General features: G+C 67.4%; 22 protein-coding genes. 10 read left to right on the top strand and 12 right to left on the bottom strand.

Translation table 11 applies throughout. The annotated features are described in order from the left end of the window. Nucleotides 1–154: 154 nt before the first annotated feature. The 6 genes from ACUSIJ_RS23115 to ACUSIJ_RS23090 all read left to right on the top strand — a co-directional run bounded on the left by ACUSIJ_RS23115 (nt 155) and on the right by ACUSIJ_RS23090 (nt 5,890). A complete protein-coding gene (locus tag ACUSIJ_RS23115) occupies nt 155–1,411 on the top strand; it encodes an amino acid ABC transporter substrate-binding protein (protein ID WP_449310783.1) in 1,257 nt (418 codons plus the stop codon). Between the two features lie 4 nt (nt 1,412–1,415). Further along, nucleotides 1,416–2,291 carry a branched-chain amino acid ABC transporter permease gene (locus ACUSIJ_RS23110; RefSeq protein WP_449310782.1) on the top strand — a complete coding sequence of 292 codons (876 nt, stop codon included), beginning with the start codon at nt 1,416–1,418 and terminating at the stop codon, nt 2,289–2,291. Then, nucleotides 2,288–3,274, top strand: coding sequence for a branched-chain amino acid ABC transporter permease (locus ACUSIJ_RS23105; RefSeq protein WP_449310781.1), 987 nt, complete (start codon nt 2,288–2,290; stop codon nt 3,272–3,274). Before ACUSIJ_RS23110 ends, ACUSIJ_RS23105 begins: the two co-directional genes overlap by 4 nt. Then, on the top strand, nt 3,271–3,990 hold the full coding sequence (locus ACUSIJ_RS23100) for an ABC transporter ATP-binding protein (RefSeq protein WP_449310780.1): 720 nt from the start codon (nt 3,271–3,273) through the stop codon (nt 3,988–3,990). Before ACUSIJ_RS23105 ends, ACUSIJ_RS23100 begins: the two co-directional genes overlap by 4 nt. Continuing rightward, nucleotides 3,983–4,717 (top strand): ABC transporter ATP-binding protein, encoded by a 735-nt coding sequence (locus tag ACUSIJ_RS23095; protein WP_449310779.1) that lies wholly within the window; start codon nt 3,983–3,985, stop codon nt 4,715–4,717. Before ACUSIJ_RS23100 ends, ACUSIJ_RS23095 begins: the two co-directional genes overlap by 8 nt. Before the next feature lie 195 nt (nt 4,718–4,912). Beyond that, on the top strand, nt 4,913–5,890 hold the full coding sequence (locus tag ACUSIJ_RS23090) for an NAD(P)-dependent alcohol dehydrogenase (RefSeq protein WP_449310778.1): 978 nt from the start codon (nt 4,913–4,915) through the stop codon (nt 5,888–5,890). A gap of 71 nt (nt 5,891–5,961) precedes the next feature. Here ACUSIJ_RS23090 and ACUSIJ_RS23085 read toward each other — a convergent pair whose 3' ends face one another. Continuing rightward, nucleotides 5,962–7,155 (bottom strand): MFS transporter, encoded by a 1,194-nt coding sequence (locus ACUSIJ_RS23085; protein ID WP_449310777.1) that lies wholly within the window; start codon nt 7,153–7,155, stop codon nt 5,962–5,964. 154 nt (nt 7,156–7,309) lie between these two features. Beyond that, nucleotides 7,310–8,125, bottom strand: coding sequence for a helix-turn-helix domain-containing protein (locus ACUSIJ_RS23080; protein ID WP_449310776.1), 816 nt, complete (start codon nt 8,123–8,125; stop codon nt 7,310–7,312). 102 nt (nt 8,126–8,227) lie between these two features. On the opposite strand from ACUSIJ_RS23080, the gene ACUSIJ_RS23075 reads away from it, so the two are divergent. Continuing rightward, nucleotides 8,228–9,217 (top strand): threonine dehydratase, encoded by a 990-nt coding sequence (locus tag ACUSIJ_RS23075; protein ID WP_449310775.1) that lies wholly within the window; start codon nt 8,228–8,230, stop codon nt 9,215–9,217. 108 nt (nt 9,218–9,325) lie between these two features. Here ACUSIJ_RS23075 and cueR read toward each other — a convergent pair whose 3' ends face one another. Both cueR and ACUSIJ_RS23065 read right to left on the bottom strand, forming a co-directional pair. Then, nucleotides 9,326–9,766: a Cu(I)-responsive transcriptional regulator gene (gene cueR, locus ACUSIJ_RS23070; RefSeq protein WP_449310774.1), complete on the bottom strand. Its 441-nt coding sequence runs from the start codon at nt 9,764–9,766 to the stop codon at nt 9,326–9,328. Nucleotides 9,767–9,782: 16 nt separating this feature from the next. Continuing rightward, nucleotides 9,783–12,281 (bottom strand): heavy metal translocating P-type ATPase, encoded by a 2,499-nt coding sequence (locus ACUSIJ_RS23065; RefSeq protein ID WP_449310773.1) that lies wholly within the window; start codon nt 12,279–12,281, stop codon nt 9,783–9,785. Nucleotides 12,282–12,456: 175 nt separating this feature from the next. On the opposite strand from ACUSIJ_RS23065, the gene ACUSIJ_RS23060 reads away from it, so the two are divergent. After that, nucleotides 12,457–12,654 (top strand): heavy-metal-associated domain-containing protein, encoded by a 198-nt coding sequence (locus ACUSIJ_RS23060; protein WP_449310772.1) that lies wholly within the window; start codon nt 12,457–12,459, stop codon nt 12,652–12,654. A 7-nt stretch (nt 12,655–12,661) separates the two neighbouring features. Continuing rightward, the gene (gene copM, locus ACUSIJ_RS23055; protein ID WP_449310771.1) at nt 12,662–13,087 is read left to right on the top strand and encodes a CopM family metallochaperone; all 426 of its coding nucleotides are present in this window, start codon (nt 12,662–12,664) and stop codon (nt 13,085–13,087) included. Between the two features lie 13 nt (nt 13,088–13,100). Here copM and ACUSIJ_RS23050 read toward each other — a convergent pair whose 3' ends face one another. Continuing rightward, nucleotides 13,101–13,874: an SDR family NAD(P)-dependent oxidoreductase gene (locus tag ACUSIJ_RS23050; protein ID WP_449310770.1), complete on the bottom strand. Its 774-nt coding sequence runs from the start codon at nt 13,872–13,874 to the stop codon at nt 13,101–13,103. Between the two features lie 143 nt (nt 13,875–14,017). Here ACUSIJ_RS23050 and ACUSIJ_RS23045 point away from each other — a divergent pair, with 143 nt between their 5' ends. Then, nucleotides 14,018–14,827 carry a sugar phosphate isomerase/epimerase family protein gene (locus ACUSIJ_RS23045; RefSeq protein ID WP_449310769.1) on the top strand — a complete coding sequence of 270 codons (810 nt, stop codon included), beginning with the start codon at nt 14,018–14,020 and terminating at the stop codon, nt 14,825–14,827. 35 nt (nt 14,828–14,862) lie between these two features. On the opposite strand, the gene ACUSIJ_RS23040 is transcribed toward ACUSIJ_RS23045, so the two are convergent. The 7 genes from ACUSIJ_RS23040 to ACUSIJ_RS23010 form a co-directional block, all read right to left on the bottom strand. After that, the gene (locus tag ACUSIJ_RS23040; RefSeq protein ID WP_449310768.1) at nt 14,863–15,735 is read right to left on the bottom strand and encodes a DMT family transporter; all 873 of its coding nucleotides are present in this window, start codon (nt 15,733–15,735) and stop codon (nt 14,863–14,865) included. 85 nt (nt 15,736–15,820) lie between these two features. Further along, nucleotides 15,821–16,762, bottom strand: coding sequence for a ketopantoate reductase family protein (locus ACUSIJ_RS23035; RefSeq protein ID WP_449310767.1), 942 nt, complete (start codon nt 16,760–16,762; stop codon nt 15,821–15,823). Nucleotides 16,763–16,809: 47 nt separating this feature from the next. Further along, the gene (locus tag ACUSIJ_RS23030) at nt 16,810–17,577 is read right to left on the bottom strand and encodes an amino acid ABC transporter ATP-binding protein (protein ID WP_449310766.1); all 768 of its coding nucleotides are present in this window, start codon (nt 17,575–17,577) and stop codon (nt 16,810–16,812) included. A 31-nt stretch (nt 17,578–17,608) separates the two neighbouring features. Beyond that, the gene (locus ACUSIJ_RS23025; RefSeq protein WP_449310765.1) at nt 17,609–18,451 is read right to left on the bottom strand and encodes a transporter substrate-binding domain-containing protein; all 843 of its coding nucleotides are present in this window, start codon (nt 18,449–18,451) and stop codon (nt 17,609–17,611) included. 93 nt (nt 18,452–18,544) lie between these two features. After that, nucleotides 18,545–19,204, bottom strand: coding sequence for an amino acid ABC transporter permease (locus tag ACUSIJ_RS23020; RefSeq protein ID WP_449310764.1), 660 nt, complete (start codon nt 19,202–19,204; stop codon nt 18,545–18,547). Nucleotides 19,205–19,208: 4 nt separating this feature from the next. Continuing rightward, entirely contained in the window at nt 19,209–19,877 is a 669-nt protein-coding gene (locus ACUSIJ_RS23015) for an amino acid ABC transporter permease (RefSeq protein WP_449310763.1), read from the bottom strand. After that, the gene (locus ACUSIJ_RS23010; RefSeq protein WP_449310762.1) at nt 19,874–21,073 is read right to left on the bottom strand and encodes a Gfo/Idh/MocA family protein; all 1,200 of its coding nucleotides are present in this window, start codon (nt 21,071–21,073) and stop codon (nt 19,874–19,876) included. Before ACUSIJ_RS23010 ends, ACUSIJ_RS23015 begins: the two co-directional genes overlap by 4 nt. Nucleotides 21,074–21,089 lie beyond the last annotated feature (16 nt).

Genomic DNA, 21,089 nt, shown 5'->3' with positions numbered 1-21,089 from the left:
GGGACGGACGCTTCCGTCCGTGCGGAGAAGCAAAACAGCAAGAACAGGTGAACGATTTGCGCGATGCGGCCGGCCGCCGAATCGCCCGGCACCGAGCGGGACCTCAGAAGGGCATCAAGCCCGCCTCGCCGGCCATTTCACAGGGGAGGACAGCATGTTTACCAGACGCAGGCTTCTGACCGGCACGATATCGACCAGCTTGCTCGCGGTCACGTCAAGGGGAGCGGCCGCCCAGGAGCGCCCCATCCGCATCGGCATGGGCATGGCGCTCAGCGGCGGTCTCGCGGCGGGCGGCAAGGCGGCCCTGCTCGCCTATCAAATATGGGCCGACGAGGTGAACGCCCGCGGCGGCCTGCTCGGCCGCAAGGTCGAACTCGTCCACTATGACGACCAGAGCAATCCGTCGACCGTACCGGGTATCTACTCCAAGCTGCTCGACATCGACCGGGTGGATCTCGTGATCTCCGGCTACGCGACCGTGCCCACGGCAGCGGCGATGCCGATCGTCATGCAGCGGAAGAAACTCTTCCTGTCTCTCTTCGCGCTGGCCGCCAACGACCAGTTCAACTACGACCGCTATTTCCAGCTCCAGCCGAACGGGCCGAACGCCAAGGTCGAGTTCTCGCGCGGGTATTTCGAGCTGGCGATGGGCCTGCCGGAAAAGCCGGCGTCGGTCGCCCTCGTCGGCGCCGATGCGGAATTCTCGATCCTAGCGCTGGACGGCGCGCGGGAGAACGCGACAGAGGCCGGCATCAAGATCGTGTACGACAGGACGTATCCGCCCAATACCATCGATTTCTCCTCGATCGTCCGCGCCATCAGGGCGACCGGTCCGGATCTCGTCTATATCGCGTCCTATCCGCCGGATTCGGCCGGCATGATCCGCGCCGTTCACGAGGTCGGCCTCGGCGCGAAAATGCTCGGCGGCGGCATGATCGGGCTGCAGTTCTCGGCCCTGAAGAACCAGCTCGGCGAGATGCTGAACAACGTGGTCTATTACGACCTCTATCTGCCCGAGCCGACGATGAACTTTCCCGGCATCGTCGATTTCCTCGAACGATACCGGGCCCGCGCCAATGCGGCGGGCGTCGACCCGCTCGGCCTCTATATCCCGCCTTTCGCCTATGCGGAAATGCAGATTCTGGAGGCGGCCGTCAACGCGGTGGGCGAGCTCGACGACGGCAAGCTGGCCGATCACATCCGCGCCAACAGCTTCGACACCGTGGTGGGGCGAATCACCTTCGGCGATCGCGGCGAGTGGGCGACGCCCCGCATCCTGACCGCCCAGTACCAGGGCGTGAAGGGGAACGGCCTCGACCAGTTCACGCAGGCCGGCACGCAGGTGATCCTGCATCCCGCCGAGTTCAGATCGGGCGACCTGCGCACGCCGTTTCCCGCAAGCGGAAGCTGATGTGATGGAGTTCTCGATCGATCTCTTTGGCAACGCACTGTTGTCAGGGCTCCTCCTCGGCGGCTTCTACGCCGCCGTGGCGGTGGGCATCACCGTCGCCTTCGGCATGCTGGACATCGTCAACATCGCGCACCCCGCCTTCATCATGCTCGGGGCCTTCGTCGCCTATTGGCTGAACCTGAGCTACGGCCTCGACCCGCTGCTGGCCGCGCTCATCGCGGCACCCTTCGGTTACGTGCTCGGGCGCGGCCTCTACCGCTACTACAACCGCGTCTTCGAGCGCCGGAATGCCGATTCCCTGCAGGGGCTGGCCTTCTTCTTCGGCCTTCTGTTCATCGTCGAGGTCGGGCTGCTTCTCGTCTTCGGCGTCGACTACCGCTTCGTCGAGGCGCCCTATATCGGCCCGACACTGTCGATCGGCTTCCTGTCGGCGCCGCTGCGCATGATCGTCCCGTTCGCCATCGGGCTGCTGACGGTGGGCCTGATCTGGCTCTATCTCGGCAGCACCTTCACCGGCCGTGCGATCCTCGCGGTGAGCCAGGATCCCGGCGCGTTGCGGCTCGTGGGCGGCAATCCGGCGCGCATCAAGGAAGTGGCCTTCGGCCTGTCCATCGCCACGGCCGCGATCGCCGGCGCGCTGCTGATCATCATTCAGCCGATAGAGCCGTCGATCGGCCGCGAGTTCATCGGGCGCGCCTTCGCGATCTGCGTGCTCGGTGGCATGACGAGCCTGGCCGGCACCGTCCTCGCGGCCTCGATCCTGGGGGTGGCGGAATCCATGACCGCCACCTATGCGGGCGCGGCCTGGAGCCCGGCTGTCGCCTTCGGTTTCCTGCTCGTCACGCTCGCCGTGCGGCCAAACGGGATTCTCGGCCGATGAGCAGCGTGTCCTCCGTTCTGCCGGCCGCGGGCCGGCGTAAAAACCGCCAGATCCTGTGGCTCGTTGCGGCGGCCGCCATCGGCGTCGTGCTGTTCGCGGGTCTCGACTCCATCGGCTCCGACTACGCCTATCTCGCCGCCTACACGGTGCTGCAATACGTGGTCATCGCCACCGCCTGGAATATTCTCGGCGGCTATGCCGGCTACGTCAATTTCGGCTCCGCTGGCTTCTTCGCGCTGGGCGTCTACGGATCGGTCCTCATCCACCTGCTGCATCCGCTGCCCATTCCGGTGCTCGTGCTTGTCGCAGCCGTCGTCGGCGGCGTGTTCGGGCTGGCGATGGGGTATCTCACGCTGCGCCTGCGCGGCGTGTTCTTCTCCATCGGCACGCTCGCGCTCGCGGTGGTGCTGCATACGTTCATCGTCAACTGGCATTTCGTCGGCGGCGCGCGCGGCGCCTACATCCTGCGGCCGGATGAAGTGCCCTTCTTCGGCAGCTACGCGCGTTACCTGTGCCTGCTGATGTTCGCGCTCGCGGTGGGCGCCGTCGCCATCGCGCGCCTCGTGGAGAACTCGTGGCTGGGGCGCGGGCTCGCGGCGATACGCGACGACGAGACCGCGGCCGAATGCTCGGGCGTCGCGTCGCTCAGGATGAAGCTGATCGCGACCACGCTGAGCGGCGCCCTGCTGGCCGTGGCGGGAGCGCCGTTTCCGTATTTCATCACCTATGTGGATCCAAACACCGCGTTCAACCTCACCATCGCCGTCAACGCCATCGCCATGCCGCTCATCGGCGGCACGGGCACATGGCTCGGCCCGGTGATCGGCGCGGTTCTGCTCGGCACGATCCAGCAATTCGCGACGGTCACGATCTCCTCGGCCGCCAATCTCATGATCGTCGGCATCCTGCTCGTCGTCTGCACGTCCATCGCGCCGGGCGGGATCATGGGCATCGTCGCGAAGCTGAGGAGGAGGCGATCGTGAGCGTCCCGTTTCTATCGGTCTCGGGCGTGGGCAAGAGGTTCGGCGGCTTCGTCGCGCTCGACGGCATCGATTTCACGCTTTCGCCGGGGGAGCGCGTGGGGCTCATCGGCCCCAACGGATCGGGCAAGAGCACCTTCGTCAACTGCCTGACGGGCGCGCTGATCGCGGACGACGGGCGGATCGTGTTCGAGGATACCGATATCACCCGCATGCCGGCGCACGGCAGGGCGCGCATGGGGCTGGCGCGCAGCTTCCAGATTCCGCGTCCGTTCAAGGGGCTGACGATCCGCGAGAACATCGAGATTCCGCTGATGTTCGCCGTCGGAGAGACCGACCGGCAGCGCAACGCGGAACGCGCGGAGGAGATTCTCGCCTCGATCGGTCTTGCCGGACGCGGCGGCAACGCGCCCGCGAGCCTCAGCCAGGTGGAACTGCGCAAGCTGGAGCTTGGCCGTGCGCTCGCGGCCAATCCGCGCCTGCTCATCGCCGACGAGGCCATGGCCGGCCTGTCCGATCACGAGGTGGATGAAATTCTCGAACTCCTGTTCAAGCTCAACCGGCAGGGTATCGCCATCATCCTGATCGAGCACATCATGCGCGCGGTCATGGGCTTCTCCGAGCGGATCGTCGTGCTCGTCACCGGCCGCAAGATCGCCGACGGCGCCCCCCGCGACGTCATGGCCCATCCGGAAGTCGAAAGGGCATACCTTGGCTAGCCAACTGAGCGTAGAGGGCCTCCACGCCGGATATGGCGCTGTCAAGGTGCTGAGCGGCATAGACGTCGAGGTTCCGGGCGGCGAGACCGTGGTGCTGCTCGGCACCAACGGCAACGGCAAGAGCACGCTGCTGAAGTGCCTGACGGGCCAGGTCCGCCCGACCAGCGGCCGCGTCCGCGCGCGCATCGACGGCGTCGAGCACGACCTGTCCACCCTCTCCACCGAGGAGATCGTCGGCCTCGGCATCTCGCTCGTCCCCGAGGGCCGGCGGCTGTTCCCGAAGCTCACGGTCGACGAGAACCTGATGCTGGGCGCGCTGCCCCGCGCGGCGCGCGGGCGGATCGAGGAGAACCGCGCGTTCTGCTTCGACACCTTTCCACGCCTCAAGGAACGGCGCCGCCAGCTTGCGGGCTCGATGTCGGGGGGCGAGCAGCAGATGCTGGCGCTGGCGCGGGCCATGATGTCCGCGCCGAAGATCCTGCTCGTGGACGAACCGTCCGTGGGGCTCGCGCCCATCCTCGTCGCCCGCATGATCGACAAGATCGCGGAACTGAAGCGCGCGCTCGGGCTGACGGTGCTGATGGCCGAGCAGAACTTCCAGCAGGCGATCCGCATCGCCGATCGCGGCTATGTGCTGGTCCACGGCGAGATCGCGCTGTCGGCCGACGACGCCGACGCGCTGCGCGGGAGCGACGTGGTGCGCAAGCTCTATCTCGGCCTCGAGTGACAGCAGCCCATTCTGACCTCTACAGTTTTCCGCAGCTTGCGTTTAATTTGATGCTCAAATTAAACGCAAGCTGCTTCAATCGGCCGAGATATTTTCGGTGTAGGCATCATGCATGCCCGGCGACGGCGGCTCGCGGATGGGGGAAGCCGTTGCGCCGGCCGTCGCGATCGTCCTTGCCCCATGGAAGGTTGCACCATGTCCCTCCCCGCCACGATGCGAGCCTGGTTCGTGCGCGCCTACGGCGGCCCGGACGTTCTGGAACTGCGCGACATGCCGCTACCGCGACCCGGGGCCCGCGATCTCCTGATCGCAGTTCAGGCAACGACGGTTTCGGCCGGCGACAGGCGCCTCCGGGCCATGGATTTCCCGCGCGGTATGGGGCTGATCGGGCGGGCGGCCTTTGGCATCCGCCGTCCGCGCCGGCCGATACTGGGAGCGGAGCTGACGGGCATCGTGGTCGCGGCGGGGGCGCAAGCCAGCCGTTTCTCGGCCGGAGACGCGGTGATCGCCATGACCGGAGCGCGCGGCGGCGGGCACGCGGAATATGCCCTGGTGCGCGAGGACGGGCCGGTTGTGCCGCGCCCGGAGACGATGCCGCCCGACGTGGCGGCAGCCATTGGCTTCGGCGGCACCACCGCATGCGATTTCCTGCAGCGGGCCGGTTTGCGGACCGGGCAGCGCGTGCTGGTCATCGGGGCGTCGGGCACGGTCGGCTCCGCGCTCGTGCAGCTGGCTGCGGCGGCGGGCGCCGAGGTGACGGGCGTGACCAGCACGCGCAATCTGGACCTCGTGCGCGGTCTCGGCGCAGGCGCGGTGATCGACTATATGGCGCAGGACCTCGCCCGCCTGAACGCGGCCTACGACATCGTGGCCGATGCGGTGGGCGCGCTGACATTCGCAAGCGCCCGGCCCATTCTCGCCGAAGGCGGGCGATATCTGGCGATTGCCGGCGGCATGGGCGACCTCCTCGCCCGCCCCCGCGGCAGTCGCCGCTGCATCGCCGGGCCGGCGGCCGAAAAGCCCGAGGATCTGGCCATGCTGGTCGAGGCATGGGCGAACGGCGGCTTTCATCCCCTGATCGACAGTGTCGTGCCTTTCACCGAGCTGCCCCGCGGCCATGTCCGCGCCGACTCGGGACGCAAACGCGGCAGCATCGTCGTGACGCTGCCCTGACCGGACACGGCTTGAGCACCGAACCCAAAAGGGTACCGTCTTCTGGGACAACCCGATGCATGAGGCAATAGTCAGGGCAAAGAAGCAAAACCCGCACGCGACCGCCGCAGCAGCAGGGGAACGAGCACGAGAGCGACCGCCGGAAAGACCAGCCAGTTGATCAGTTCCCAGCCGGAGGCCGTCAGCAGCGCGCCCGCCGAGAAGGAAGCGGCAGCGACGGTTCCAAACATCACGAAGTCGTTGAGACCCTGCACCTTCCCCCGCTCCTCCGGCGTGTGGCAATCGGTCACCATGGCGGTAGCGCCGATGAAGCCGAAATTCCAGCCCACACCGAGCAGGACGAGCGAAATCCAGAAGTGGGCCAGCTCCAGCCCCATCAGCGCCACCGCTCCGGAAGCGGCGATCATCAGCAGGCCGAGCGCCGTCACCCTCTCCTTGCCGAACCGGACCATGAGATGGCCGGTGATGAAGCTCGGCGCGAACATCGCCAGCACGTGCCACTGGATGCCGAGAGCCGCCTCGCCCACCGTGAAGCCGCAACCGACCATCGCCATGGGCGCCGCCGTCATGACGAAGCTCATCAGGGCGTAGGACACCACGCCCGCGGCGATCGCGAGCTGCAGGCGCGGCATGAGCAGGAGTTCCCGCAGCGGCCGGCCGCCTGACGGGCGTGTGCCGGCAAGCGCTGCCGGCGGCGAGCGCAACAGCATGAGCACCGGCAGGGCAAGCAGCGCCAATGCCGCCTGACTGAGGAAACTGCCGGCGAAGGGAGCCGCCGGAAAGGCGTCACGTGTCCAGATGACGAGCTGCGGGCCGATCACCGCCGCGACGAGGCCGCCGATCATCACCCACGAAATCGCCTTGTCCTTGAGCGCGCCGGTTGCCGCGTCGGCCGCCGCGAAGCGATAGCTCTGCACATAGGAGCCGTAGAACCCGGCCATGAAAGTGCCGAGGCAGAAGACGGCGAACGCCGACGACACGATCCCGAGCGTCGCCACCAGTCCCGAGAAGACGCCGATGCCCGCGCCGAGCAGATAGCCGCTCCGGCGGCCGAAACGGCGCATGATGAGCGCGGCCGGAATCGTGCCGGCCGCCAGCCCCAAACTGAACAGGCTCACGGGCAGCGTCGCCAGCGCGGCGTCCGGCGACAGCATCTGGCCGACGATCCCGCCGAGCGAGATGATGATCGGCGGGCCTGCGGCCCCCAGCGATTGCGCGAGTGTAAGCACAAGGATATTTCTGCGCGCCAGCGCCTCCCCCGCCATGATTGTCTTTCTCGGAACGGCCGTGTTTGTCGGAACCCGGATCCGCCGGAACGGCAGGCGGCCCGCGACCCCTATTTACCCGGAAATCGATGTGATTTCCATGCCTGTCTCCGGCACGGTGCTCAGCTTGCCGCGCATAGCTCGGCGACCGCCATCAGCACCGCGCAGTCTGTTGCCGCAGGCGTCCGGGCGACAGGCCGAGGCGTTCCCGGAAGGCCGACGTCATGTGCGCCTGCGAGGAGAAGCCCGCCGCCAGCGCGACGTCGGCGAGCCCGCAAGCGCCGGCGGATCCCCGGCCGGACGCCGACAGCAGCCGGCGCGCCCGCGCGATCCGGCGATCGACGATGTAGCTGTGGGGAGCGCGCGCCGTCGCCGCCTTGAACGCCCGGGTGAAGAAGCCGGCGGACAGGCCGAGCTCCCGCGCCAGTTCGCCCACCGTCAGCGGGCCGTGGAGGCGCGCCTCGACCAGGTCGGTGATGGTCTTCAGGCGCCGCGACGTCATCCACCGTTCGGCGTCGCGACAGACCGGCGCCGGCAACGCCTGAAGCACGAACCGATGCAGCAGTTCATGCACCTCGCCGTCGACCAGCATCGGTTCGACGGCTTCCGCCAGCAGGCGGGCACGCAGCCGGTGCGCGGCCGCGACGACCGGGGGAAGGATGACATCGGTGAAGCGCCCGCTGCATGACAGCGGCGTTTCCGGCACCCGGTTCAGCGCCACCACGAGGTACTCGCCCCCCGTGGGCGAACGGGAATAGACGTCGCACCCCTTCGGCACGAAAGCCGCGCTGTTGGGGCGCGTGCAGAAGGCGCCCACGCGGTCGCTGCCGAAGGAATGCATCCCCCGTTGCAGATCGAACGCGAAGCCGATGCCGTCGGCATCCGCCACGTAGCGCGCCTCGTAGGGACGCGCCGGCAGCAGCTCGAGCCGGGCGCTTTCGCAGACGATCCGCCGTATCGGCTCCGCCATCGCAACCTGCTCCTGCCCGCCACCCGATGTCATTTTCCTGAAAGACCGGTCCGCTCCGCGAAGCCAGATTCGACACAGGATTCAGTCTATCCGGGAAACGTCATGTTTGGCAAAAACGAACTCATGGAAGCCGCGCGCCTCGTCCGCGCGCAGGTGCCCCCCACGCCGCAGCACGTCTGGCCGCTCCTCAACAGGCGGACGGGCGCGGTCGTCCACGTCAAGCACGAGAACCACACACCCACCGGCGCTTTCAAGGTGCGCGGCGGCGTGACCTTCATGGACTGGCTGAAGCGCACGCATCCCGAGGTGCGCGGCATCGTCACCGCCACGCGCGGCAACCACGGGCAGAGCCAGGCGCGCGCCGCGGCAGCGGCCGGGTTGCGGGCGGTGATCGTCGTGCCCCACGGCAATTCGCCCGAAAAGAACGCCGCCATGCAGGCCTTCGGCGGCGAGATCGTCACCTTCGGCGCGGATTTCGACGCCGCACGCGTCGAAGCCGCCCGGATCGCTGCCGAGGAGAACCTGTTTCCGGTGCCGCCATTCCATCGCGAGATCGTGCGCGGCGTCGCCACCTGTGCGCTGGAGCTCTTCACCGCCGCCCCGACGGTCGACACGCTCTATGTTCCCATCGGCTGCGGTTCCGGCATCTGCGGCGCCATCGCGGCGCGCGACGCGCTCGGGCTCCCGACGGCGGTGGTGGGCGTGGTGTCGGCCGAAGCGGCGGCGGCGAAACTGTCGTTCGAGAGCGGCCGCATCGTCACCACCGCCACCGCCGACACGATGGCGGACGGCCTCGCCGTCCGGGAACCGGTGCGGGAGGCGTTCGGGATCTACGCCAAAGGCGCGGACCGCATCGTCGCCGTCAGCGACGACGCGGTGTGCGACGCCATCCGCATCCTGTTCGCCGATACCCATAACGTGGCGGAAGGCGCCGGCGCCGCGAGTCTGGCCGCCCTCTTGCAGGAGCGGAACCGGATGCGCGGGCGCGAGGTTGCCGTCATCCTGTCCGGCGGCAACATCGACGCCCCCCTCCTCGCCCGGATTCTGCAGGGCGGCATGACCGCCCCGGAGGACACCTCCATTTCACCCTGAGGCTTGGGCCAGAGCAAAATGCATTCAATCTCACTTTGCTCTATCTCTTTGTTTGTGCATCGAATTTATCCAAAAAATGCACCCATTTTTTGGTTTGATGCAACAGGCTCATTGCAGGCGATCGACGGCGCCCGCGCGGGGCGCGGTCGACAGATGCGCGTCGCCGGTGGCGAGATCGGCGAGGATCGGGCAGTCGGGCCGTTCGTCGCCGGCGCAGCAGTCGGCAAGCGCTTGGAGCGTGTCGGCCATCTGCTTGAGATTCTCGATCTTCTGCCGAAGCTCGGCGATGTGCACCCGCGCCACGCGCTTGACGTCGGCGCTGCGGCGGCTGCGATCCCGCCACAGCTCCAGCAGTTCGTTGATCTCGGCGACCGAGAAGCCGAGATCGCGGGCACGCCGGATGAAGCGCAGCACGTGCACGTCCGAGGCGGAATAGTCGCGATAGCCGGACGCGGTGCGGCCGGCCGGCGGGATGAGGCCGGTCTGCTCGTAGTAGCGGATCATCTTGGCCGAGACGCCGGAGGCGCGTGCCGCTGCACCGATATTCATAGCCGGTTCTCCTTTCTCAATGCGCGTGCGTGACGGTCCCCGGCGCGGCCGCGGCCGGTTTCCACGTGCGCAGGCGCAGCGCGTTGCCGAGCACGAACACCGAGGACAGCGCCATCGCGCCGGCGGCGAAGATCGGCGACAGCAGGATGCCGAAGGCAGGATAGAGAACCCCGGCCGCGACCGGGATCAGCGCCGTGTTATAGGCAAAGGCCCAGAACAGGTTCTGCTTGATGTTGCCGATCGTGGCGCGGGAGAGCGCGATGGCGTTCGGCACCCCCCTCAGGCTCCCGGACATCAGCACCACGTCGGCCGCCTCGATGGCGATGTCGGTGCCCGTGCCGATGGCGATGCCCACGTCGGCCTCGGCGAGCGCGGGGGCGTCGTTGATGCCGTCGCCGACGAAGGCGAGCTTGCCGTACTCGGCCTTGAGCTTCCTGACCGTCTCGACCTTGCCTTCAGGCAGGACCTCGGCCGCCACCTCGTCGATGCCGAGCCGGCGGGCGATGGCCTGCGCGGTGCGGGCGTTGTCGCCGGTGATCATCGCGACCTTGAGGCCGAGATCGTGCAGCGCCGTGATAGCCTGCGGCGTCGTCTCCTTGATCGGATCGGCAACCGCGATGATCGCTGCGAGCCTGCCGCCGACAGCGGCATAGAGCGGCGACTTGCCCTCGTCGCCGAGCCGCGCAGCGGTCGGTGCGAAGGCGGAGACGTCGAGCCCGAGCTTTTTCATGTAACGGTCCGCGCCGATCTCGATGCTCTCGCCCGTGGCCTCGGCCCTGACGCCGAAGCCGGTAACGGACTCGAAGCCGGTTATCGCGGGCAGGCCGAGGCCCTCGGCCTCGGCCGCCTCGACGATGGCGCGCGCGATGGGGTGCTCGGATCTGGCCTCGACCGCCGCGACGCGCGCAAGCACCTCGCCCCTCTCGAAACCCTCCGCGACCTCCAGATCGGTGAGCGCGGGCCTGCCTTCGGTCAGCGTCCCGGTCTTGTCGACCGCCACCACGCGGGCGTCCTTCAGGAGCTGCAGCGCCTCGCCCTTGCGGAAGAGCACGCCCATTTCCGCGCCCCGGCCGGTGCCAACCATGATCGAGGTGGGGGTCGCGAGCCCCATGGCGCAGGGACAGGCGATGATGAGCACGGCGACCGCGTTGACCAGCGCGAAGGTCAGCGCCGGAGACGGGCCGAGGAAGAACCAGACGAGGAACGTGACGGCCGCCACGCCGATGACCGCGGGCACGAACCACATCGTCACCTTGTCGACCAGCGCCTGGATCGGCAGCTTGGAGCCCTGCGCCTCCTCCACCATGCGGATGATCTGCGCGAGCATGGTCGCGCCGCCCACCGCGGTGGCGGTGAAGGCGAACGCGCCCTGCTGGTTGACCGTACCGCCGACGACCGCGCTGCCTGGCGACTTGGCCACGGGGATGGGTTCGCCGGTGATCATCGATTCATCGACATAGCTCTCGCCCTCGACGACCTCGCCGTCGACAGGCACGCGCTCGCCGGGGCGCACCTCGACCACATCGCCCGGCACGACCTCGCCGATGACGATCTCGACCGTCCGTCCGTCCCGCCGCACGCGTGCGGTCCTCGCCTGCAAGCCGACGAGCCGCTTGATGGCTTCGGACGTGCGGCCCTTGGCGCGCGCTTCGAGGAAGCGGCCGAGCAGGATCAGCGTCACGATCACCGCCGCCGCCTCGTAGTAGACGTTGACCGTGCCGGCCGGCAGCAGCGAGGGCGCGAAGGTCGCCACCATCGAATAGGCATAGGCCGCCATCGTCCCCACCGCGACGAGCGAATTCATGTCGGGCGCCAGCCGCGCGAGCGCCGGCAAGCCCTGCTCGTAGAAGCGGATGCCGGGGACGAACAGCACGAGCGTTGTCAGCGCGAACTGGATATACCAGTTCCACTGCATGCCGATCGTCGTCATGATGAGGTCATGGATGCCGGGAACGAGGTGAGCCCCCATCTCCAGTACGAAGACCGGCAGCGTGAGCACCGCCGCGAGCATGACGTCGCGCTTGAGCCCAGCCTGTTCGGCCTCTTTCTTCGCCGCCGTCTCGTCGGCGTCGTCCACGCCGCGATCCAGCGCCCTGGCAGCGTAACCCGCACCCGCGACGGCGGCGATCAGCGCGTCCGCATCGGCGGTGCCGCGCACGTGCGCCCGTTCGGTCGCCAGGTTGACGGTGGCCTCGGTCACGCCCGGCACGGCCTTCAACGCCCGCTCCACGTTGCCGACGCAGGACGCGCAGGACATGCCATCGATGGCAAGCTCGGTCAGACCCGCCGGCACCGAATATCCCGCCGCCTCGACGGCCCGCACCAGCGCTGCCCGGTCGAGAGGACCATCGGCCCTGATGTCGGCGCGTTCCGTGGCGAGATTGACACTCACCGTGCCGGTTCCGACGACCTTGCGCAGGGCGGCTTCGACGCGCCCGGCGCACGACGCGCAGCTCATGCCCTTGATCGGCAGGCTGACGGCTGTCGCGGATTTGTCCTTCACCGGGGCGTTCATCGCTGGCTCCATATGCGCTCTATCCACATGCGCGCTTCATCCATATGTCGTGCGATAGGGTGAACATTCCAACCGTTGGAAGGTCAAGCGGCAAAAAATGGCCCCGCGATCTTGACCTTCCAACGCTGGGAAGCCCTATCTGTAGGCGCATGGGACGGAATCAACGGAGGTTCTCATGCAGTTCCGTATCGACAACATGGCCTGCGACGGCTGCGTAAAGACCGTAACCGAGACTATCCAGGGGCTCGATCCTCAAGCCCGGATCGCGATGGATCCGGCCGCCCGCACCGTCAGCGTGGAGACGGTGGCGCCTCAGCCCGACATCGAGCGCGCGCTGGCGGCCGCCGGCTATCCCGCACGCGCAACCGGATGAGGCGGCCATGAACAAGCTGACACCCATTTTCATCGCCGGCGCGCTCATGGCCGCGGCAGGTCTCGCCTTCGCCCAGAGCCACATGTCGCCGGCCGGCGACATGAACCATGGCGGCCATGCCTCCCAGACCGATGAACACGCGGATCACGGCAGTCCGGCCGCGCCGGCGGGCGAGGATTCCCCCGCGACGGCAGCCTACCGCACGGCCAACGACCGCATGCACGAAGGCATGGGGATTGCGTTCACCGGCGATGCCGACGTCGATTTCATGCGCGGCATGATCCCGCACCATCAAGGCGCCATCGACATGGCGCGGGTGGTGCTCGAACACGGCAGCGACCCGGAAGTCCGCGCCCTGGCCGAAGAGGTGATCTCGGCGCAGGAAGCAGAGATCGAGATGATGCGGCAGTGGCTGGGCAAGCGCGGTTATTGAGGCGGCCGCTCTCTCAGACGGTCGTCAGGATGCCGCCGTTTATCTCGATGACCTGGCCGGTGATGTAGCTCGCGCCGTGGCCGGCGAGGAACACGACCGCCGCTTCGAGGTCGGAGGGGTCGCCCCAGCGGTTCAGCGCCACACGGTTCTTGATGTAGGCGTTGAACGCCTCGTCCTCCACGAGCTTGCGCGACATCTCGGTGATGAAGAAGCCGGGCGCGATCGCGTTGCTGGTAATGCCCCATGGCCCCAGCTCCATCGCGAGCGCGTTCATCAGCGAGGTCAGGGCGCCCTTCGCGCCGGCATAGGCCGACATCGGCACGCGCATCGACTTCAGCGACAGCGAGCTGACGAAGATCAGACGGCCGCCGCGCTTCGCCTGCATGCCGGGGATCACCGCCCGCGTCACATTCACCGAGCCGAAATAGTGGATGTCCATCAGCTTGCGGATTTCGTCCAGCTCGTAGTCGATGAAGTTCTTCCGGTTCTGGAAGCCGGCATTGTTGACGAGGATGTCGACGGTTCCGGTGCTGGCCGTGACCTGCGCCACCGCCTGGCGGACCGCGGCTTCGTCGGTCACGTCGAACAGCGCGGTCGAGACCTTCCCGCCCTTCCCGGCGAGTTCCCTGGCGCTGGCCTCCAGCGCCTCCTCGTTGATGTCGTTGAGGATGATATGGGCGCCCGCGCCCGCCAGGGCCTGCGCCATCGCCCAGCCGAGACCCCGCGCCGAGCCGGTGACCAGCGCGACCTTCCCCTCCAACGAAAACCAGCGCGCCAGATCAGACATGGCGATCTCCCTTTCCCGATTTGGTTCTTATTGACGAATTAGTTCATATATGAAACTATCATAATTCCGGTCGAACGGCGGGTCAAGTGCATACGGCCCCGAAACGATTGCAGCGCGCCGGGCAGCCGAGGAGCCGAACGCCCATGAAACCGCTATGCCTCGCCCACCAGAGCCTCATCGCCCTCCCCCCGCTCGAACTGATCGAGGCGGCGTCCGCAGCCGGCTTCTCCGGTGTCAGCCTGCGCACCCGTGCCGCTGCCCCGGGGGCGCCGGTGCACGAACTCCCCGCCGGCTCGCAGCGGCTGCGGGCGGTGCGCGAGCGGGCGGCGGCCCTGGGCATCGCGATCGACGGCATCGAGACGCTGGCGCTCGACGGAGCAACGACACGCGACGACTGGCTGCGGGTGCTTGAGGTCGGCGCGGCCCTCGGCGCCGGGCGGCTGACGGTGGCGGGCAACGACGCGGATTTCGGCGCCCTCGCCGACAGGCTCGCGGCCCTGGCCGAGGACGCCGCCGGGCACGGAATAGCCGTCGACCTGGAGTTCATGCCCTTCCGGCCGGTGCGGGGGCTCGCGGAGGCGCTCGACATTCTGAAACGCGCCGGCGCGGCCAATGCCCATGTGCTGGTCGATGCGTTGCACATGGTCCGGTCGGCGAGCCCCGTCAGCCTCCTGGCCGAGACGCCGGCCGGGCTGATCGGCTCGTTCCAGCTCTGCGACGGCCCCCTCGCCCCTCCCTACCCGGACGACCTGCCGCGCGAGGCGCGGACCGAAAGGCTGCTGCCCGGCGAGGGCGACTTCCCGCTTGCGGACATGCTGAAGGCGCTCCCGCCTGCAACCGGGATCGGCGTGGAGACACCGCTCTCCGGCGCGCACCGGCCCATCGAGCCACGGGCGCAGGCGCGGATCATGTTCGAGGCCGCCGCCGGCCTCCTTGCCGCGACCGGCGGCTGAAGGCCCCGCGCCCATCCGACGATACGGCCCGGCCATCATCGGCGCCTCACCAGGGTGACCAGCCCTGCGCCGGTAATCAGTACCGCGCCGGTGAGCGCGGCGGGCGTCAGCACCTCGCCGAAGACGAGGTAGCCGCAGATGGCGGCCATCACCAATTGCGCATACGTGAAGGGGGCGACCGCGGAGGCGCGCGCCCGGGCAAAGGCGGCGAGGAACAGGAACTGTCCGATCGCCTGCATCAGCCCTGTGACGGCGGTCATGCCCCACTCCAGCGCCGTCATCGGATGCCAGCCGAACGGCAGCAGCGCGGTACTCACGACAAGCCCCGTGATGCTGACATGGAGCAGCGCGGTGCGTGCGCGGATGCGGGTCGCCAGGTGCCGGGTCACGACCTGGTTGCAGGCGATGCCGATACCGCCGATCACCGGCAGGACCATGTACCAGCTAAAGGAGGCGGTGCCCGGCCGGGTGATGAGCAGGACACCGAGAAAGCCGACGAAAACGGCCAGCCAGCCCAGCGCGTTGACGGGTTCGTCGAGGATGACCCGCGCCAGCGCGAGGCTGATGATCGGCGCGATGAAAATGACCGCCGTCACCTGGGCTATCGGCAGGAACTTCATCGCGACGATGACGGTGAGGCCGCTCAGGACCGGCATCAGGGACCGGAAGGCGAGCAACGGCGCGTTCCGGCCGCGGAAGAGATCGGACGGACGCTCCTGGATGAGCAGCGGCGATACCAGCAGGAAAAGGAAGATGTGCCGCCCCCACAGCGCCATCAGCGGGCCGGAGCCGGTCGAGACGATCTTGGAGAACATGTCGCCGATCGCAAACAGGGATACGGCCGTGACAATCATCGCGCTCGCCAGCATCTGGCTCTGCGCGGTCTCGATATGCTGATGGACGGACATGACGGTTCTTCGTTTGAAGGCGGGCGCCGGCCGGGCCGTGGATGAGGGGCGCCGCCGGCGTCGCGCCCGCCGCCTGTCCGGAGGGTCAGCCGGCCGTCTTCCTGGCCATTTCCTGCTCGATGCGGTGGATCGCGGCGGTCACCGTGGTGTTGAGCGGGGTCGCCACGCCGACCTCGGCGCCGAAGCGGGCGATAGCGCCATTCATCGTGTCCACCTCGGTCGCGCGGCCGGCGGCGAGATCCATGCACATCGACGATTTGTGCTCGTAATTGTGCACGTCGGTGCCCTGGCGGACGTAGTCGCGCGGGTCGTCGCCGCCGGGCAGCGCGATGCCCCGGGCCTTGGCGACCGCTATGGCCTCGCTGCAGCAGGCGATCATCGCCTCGCGGATGTCAGGGTGGTCGCCGGCGGCGCGGTTGGGCAGGTTCAGAATGGTCGCGAAGGGGTTCGTGCCCACATTGAGCAGCGCCTTCTGCCACTTGAGCGCCATGACATCGTCATCGACCTTGCACGCGAAGCCCGCGCGGCGCAGCGCCTCGGCCAGCCGGCCGGCGGCCGCCCGCCCTTCGGCCCGCAGGGCGCCGACGGCGATCCCGGCCTTCGGGTTGGAATGCTTGACGCGCCCCGGCGCGATGACGTTGCCCCCGAAATAGAGCGTGCCGCCCAGCGTTCGCCCGGCGCCGACGACATCGGCCACCACCTCCTCGTTGCCGAGCCCGTTCTGGAACGAGATCACGGCACCGCTCCCGGCGAGATGCTCCCCGGCGATCGCCGCGGCCTGCCGCGTCGCCTGCGCCTTGACGAGGATGACGACGACATCGAAACGCATGCCGTCCGCGGGACGCGCGAAGATCCTGGCCGGGACGGTGAACGGGCCGTCATCCATCTCGATCGTCAGGCCGTTGGCGCGGATGGCGTCCGCGTGCTCGCGCCAGGTGTCGAACAGGGTGGTGTCGACGCCGGCGCGCGTCAGCCGCGCGCCGACGATGCTGCCCATGGCGCCCGCGCCGATGATGCCTATCTTCATGACTGCTTTCCTCTTGGGCCGGACGTTGATCGTGGATCCGGCCTGCGTCACAGGATCTTGGCCAGAAAGTTGCGCGTCCGCTCGTGCTTCGGATTGGCGAAGAATTCCGCCGGGCGGGCGCTCTCGACGATCTCGCCGTGGTCCATGAAGATGACGCGGTCGGCGACGGCCCTGGCGAAGCCCATCTCGTGGGTGACGCAGAGCATCGTCATGCCGGCCTCCGCCAGCTCGACCATCGTGTCGAGCACTTCCTTCACCATCTCCGGGTCGAGCGCCGAGGTCGGCTCGTCGAACAGCAGCAGCGCCGGCGACATGCACAGCGCCCGCGCGATCGCGACGCGCTGTTGCTGGCCGCCGGACAGCTGCGCCGGATATTTCTCCGCCTGATCGGCGACGCGGACGCGTTCCAGATAGCTCATGGCCGTGCGCTTCGCCTCCTCCCTGGAGACGCCGCGCACCTTGATCGGCGCCAGCATGCAGTTCTGCAACACGGTCATGTGCGGGAACAGGTTGAACTGCTGGAACACCATGCCGACCTCGCGGCGAACCGCGAAGATGGCGTTCTTGTCGTCGAGGCTGATGTTCTGCACCGTGATCGTTCCGGCCTGAATGCTCTCCAGCGCGTTGATGCAGCGGATCAGCGTCGACTTGCCGGAGCCCGACGGGCCGCAGATGACGATGCGCTCGCGGGCGTGGACCTCGAGATTGATGTTCTTGAGGGCCTGAAAGGCGCCGAACCATTTCTCGACGCCTTGCAGCCTGACGATCACCTCATCGGTCACGACATGTACTGGATTGATGTCGATGGTCGTCATCGTGGCTTCCTTTTCCTGGTCGGACATCGGATCAGAAGGGGACGCCCTCGATTTCGGCCGGGAACTCCGGCAGATCCTCAAGCAGCCATGTCTGGCTGATCTTGTTCAGCTGGCCGCTCTTCGTGATCTCGTCGATGAATCCGTTGGTCCAGGCGAGGAACTCGGGATCGCCCTTGCGCATGCCCATGCCCGTCCATTGCACGGTCAGGACGAACTTCTGCTCGAAGTCGTGGTCCGGCTTGACCTTGCTGATATTGGCCAGGTACGTGTTGTTGCCGCCGATGACCTGCACCTGCCCCGACAGCAGGGCCTGCGCGGTCGCGGCGTCATCGTCGAAGCGCTGCAGCGTCGTGCTCGCGGGGACGTTCTCGGTCAGCACCTTGTCCTGGTTGCAGCCGCGGCAAACGCCGACATTGAGTCCGGCGAGATCCGGGAAATCCTTGATGTCCATCGATTTGGGCGCGATGACGATGTTGCGCAGCGTCGAATAGGGCCTCGAGAACTGCACCACCTCGGCGCGGTCGGGATACATGCCGAGCACGGCGATCAGCACGTCGACCTTGCCGGTCTGGAGCTGGGCGATACGGTTCGGCGTGGTGACGCGCACGAACTCGACCGGCACGCCGAGCGCCTCGCCCATGAGGTGGGCCACGTCGGCGTCATACCCGATGCTCTTGCCGCTCGAATCGACGAAACCCCAAGGCGGATTTTCGGCCTGGATGCCAACGATCAGCCTGCCGCGGGCCTTGATGTCGTCGAGAACCCCGGCCGATGCGGTCGTCGGCAGTGACGCGGCAACGATGCCGGCGCCCATGGCCATCACAACGCCGAGCCTGAGCAGCGAGCGACGCAGATATTTCCTGAACAGAGACATTTCTTTTCCTCCACTAATTCATTGTTTTCATTGTCGTCCTCTGGGATTCGCACTGAGTTCGGTTCGATCATTCCTCCTTTCTTGACAATGGCTTCATCGATCGGCCTCGGCGTAGCGACGCTCGAGGTAGGAACTGTATTTCGACAGCGGCCAGCACAGGACAAAGTAGAACGCGGCGACGATGCTGTAGACGAGCAGTGGCTGCCAGGTAACGTTGGAGATGATCTGCCCCGAACGTGCGAGTTCCACGAAGCCGATGATGGCGGCAAGGGACGTGCCCTTGATGAGCTGCACGAGGAAGCCCACCGTGGCCGGCAGCGAGATGCGGAACGCCTGCGGCAGGATCACGTAGCGCATGCGGTCCCGGTAGCCCAGCGCCAGGGCCGAGGCCGCCTCCGTCTGGCCCTTCGGCACGGCCCTGATGCAGCCGTACCAGATCGCGCCGAGGAAGACGCTCGCATGGAGCGTGAAGGCGACCGCCGCCGCCATCCACGGGTTGAGCGGGAAGCCGAGCAGCCCGAGACCGAAATAGGTCAGGAAGAGCTGCATCAGCAGCGGCGTCCCCTGAAAGAGCTCGATAATGGCCTTGGCGGAGTACTGCGGGACGGGATTCTCGGCCGCCCTCGCCAGGGCTATCACCAGCCCGCCGATGGAGCCGCCGCAGAAGGCGATCAGCGACAGGCCGATCGTCCACGGTATGCCGGCAAGCAGGAAGAGGAATTCGTCGATACCGAAGTCGCGGACCGTCAGCATCGCGCTACCTCGCCGGATAGGCAAACACGACCTTGAAGATCAGGTCGAAGATTCGCGACAGGAGAAAGGTCAGGATGAGATAGATGGCGGTGACGACGAAGTAGATCTCGAAGCTCCGGAACGTCATCGTCTCCAGCGTCTGCGCGACGTAGGTCAGCTCGTTCGCCGAGATCGAGGCGACCACGCTGGAGGTCAGCATGATGAGGATGAACTGGCTGGTGAGCGCCGGATAGATGGCACGCATGGCCGGCTTCAGAATGATGTAGCGGAACACCTGCAGCGGGCGGAGCCCTGTCGCCAGACCGGCCTCGACCTGACCCCTGTCGATGGAATCGACGCCGCCGCGGATGATCTCGGTGGCGTAGGCGCCGACATTGATCGACAGCGCCACGATCGCCGCCGTGTTCGGCGACATGCGGATGCCGAGCGTCGGCAGGCCGAAGTAGAAGAGAAAGATCTGCACCAGGAAGGGCGTGTTGCGGACGATCTCGACGTAGGCCACCGCTATCATTTCGGCCGGAGGGAAACCGGACCGGCGGGCGATCACCATGGTCAGCGCGATGGCGAGGCCGCACGTCATCGCTATGACCGAGAGCTGGATCGTGAGCCACGTCCCTTCCAGCAGGATGTCGTAGTTCTTCAGAATGACGCCGAAATCGAACTGATAGCTCATGGCGGCGTCTCCGCGGCGTCGGCAGCGGCATTCTCGACCGCGATCCAGCGCCCTTCCTCGCGGGACCTGACGCAGGCCTCGACCCAGGCGAGGCCTGCGACGCCGTCGGCGATGCCGGGATAGCCGAGGACCTCGGGCGGTGGCGCGACGCCGGCGATCGTGGCCGCGACCACGTCGGCAAAATTGGCGTAGATGTTGGCGAAGCCCTCGCGAAAGCCCTCCGGATGATGGAGCGGAATCCGCAGGGAGCGGGCGGCGAGCGGCATCAGGCCGGCGGTGGCGCGGCCGTAGATCTCGACCGGCCCATCCTGACGGGTGACGCTCAGCGCGTTGGGCAGGCCCTGTTCCCACCGGATGCCGCCCTTCCCGCCATAGACCTCGATGCCGAACACCTGGGGCGCTCCGGTCGCAGCCTTGGTGACGGAGAGCGCGATGCGCAGGCCGCCCGCGAGCCGCCCCAGGATCACGGCGGTGTCGTCGAAGCGGCGCCCCGGCAGGGCCGGGCCGATATCGGCATAGACGGATTCGAACGCCCGTCCGGTAACGTAGGTCGCCAGGTGATGGGCGTGCGTGCCGATGTCCAGCAGAAGGTTGTTGACGCCTCCCTTGACCGGGTCGAGACGCCATTCGAGCTGGCGCGACAGCACGCCCCGCTCGACCGGCATGCTCAGATTGCCCTGGGCGTAGCGGACCTCGACCAGATGCGGCTCGCCGATATCGCCGGCCGCGATCATCTCGCGCGCCTGCCTGACCATCGGATAGCCGGTGTAGTTGTAGGTGACGAGGAAGTGTCTGCCGCTCGCCCGGACCCGGGCGGCGAGCGCTTTGGCACCGGCCAGATCGTTGGCGACAGGCTTGTCGCAGATGACGTGGTAGCCGGCGTCCAGCGCCGCGATCGACGCCGAGACGTGGCTGTCGTTCGGCGTCATGATGGCGATAATGTCGGCGCCGTCCTCGCGCGCCTTTTCTGCCGACAGCATCTCGCCCAGCGAGCCGTAAGCACGCGGAATGCCGAGCGCCCGCCCCTGCTCCAGCGCCTTGCCGCTGTTGCTGGAAAGCACGCCCGCGACGATCTCGTAGCGGTCGTCGAAACGCATGGCGACGCGATGGGCGGCGCCGATCAGCGAACCCTCGCCACCCCCGACCACGCCGACCCGCAGCCGGCGCCCGATTACCTCCACCATCGCATTGAGCATCGTCAACACCTCCCTT

The sequence above is a fragment of the Pseudochelatococcus sp. B33 genome, from assembly GCF_053570585.1.
The sequence above is the reverse complement of the archived record's forward strand: the minus strand, read 5'-3'. Positions and strand labels throughout refer to the sequence as shown.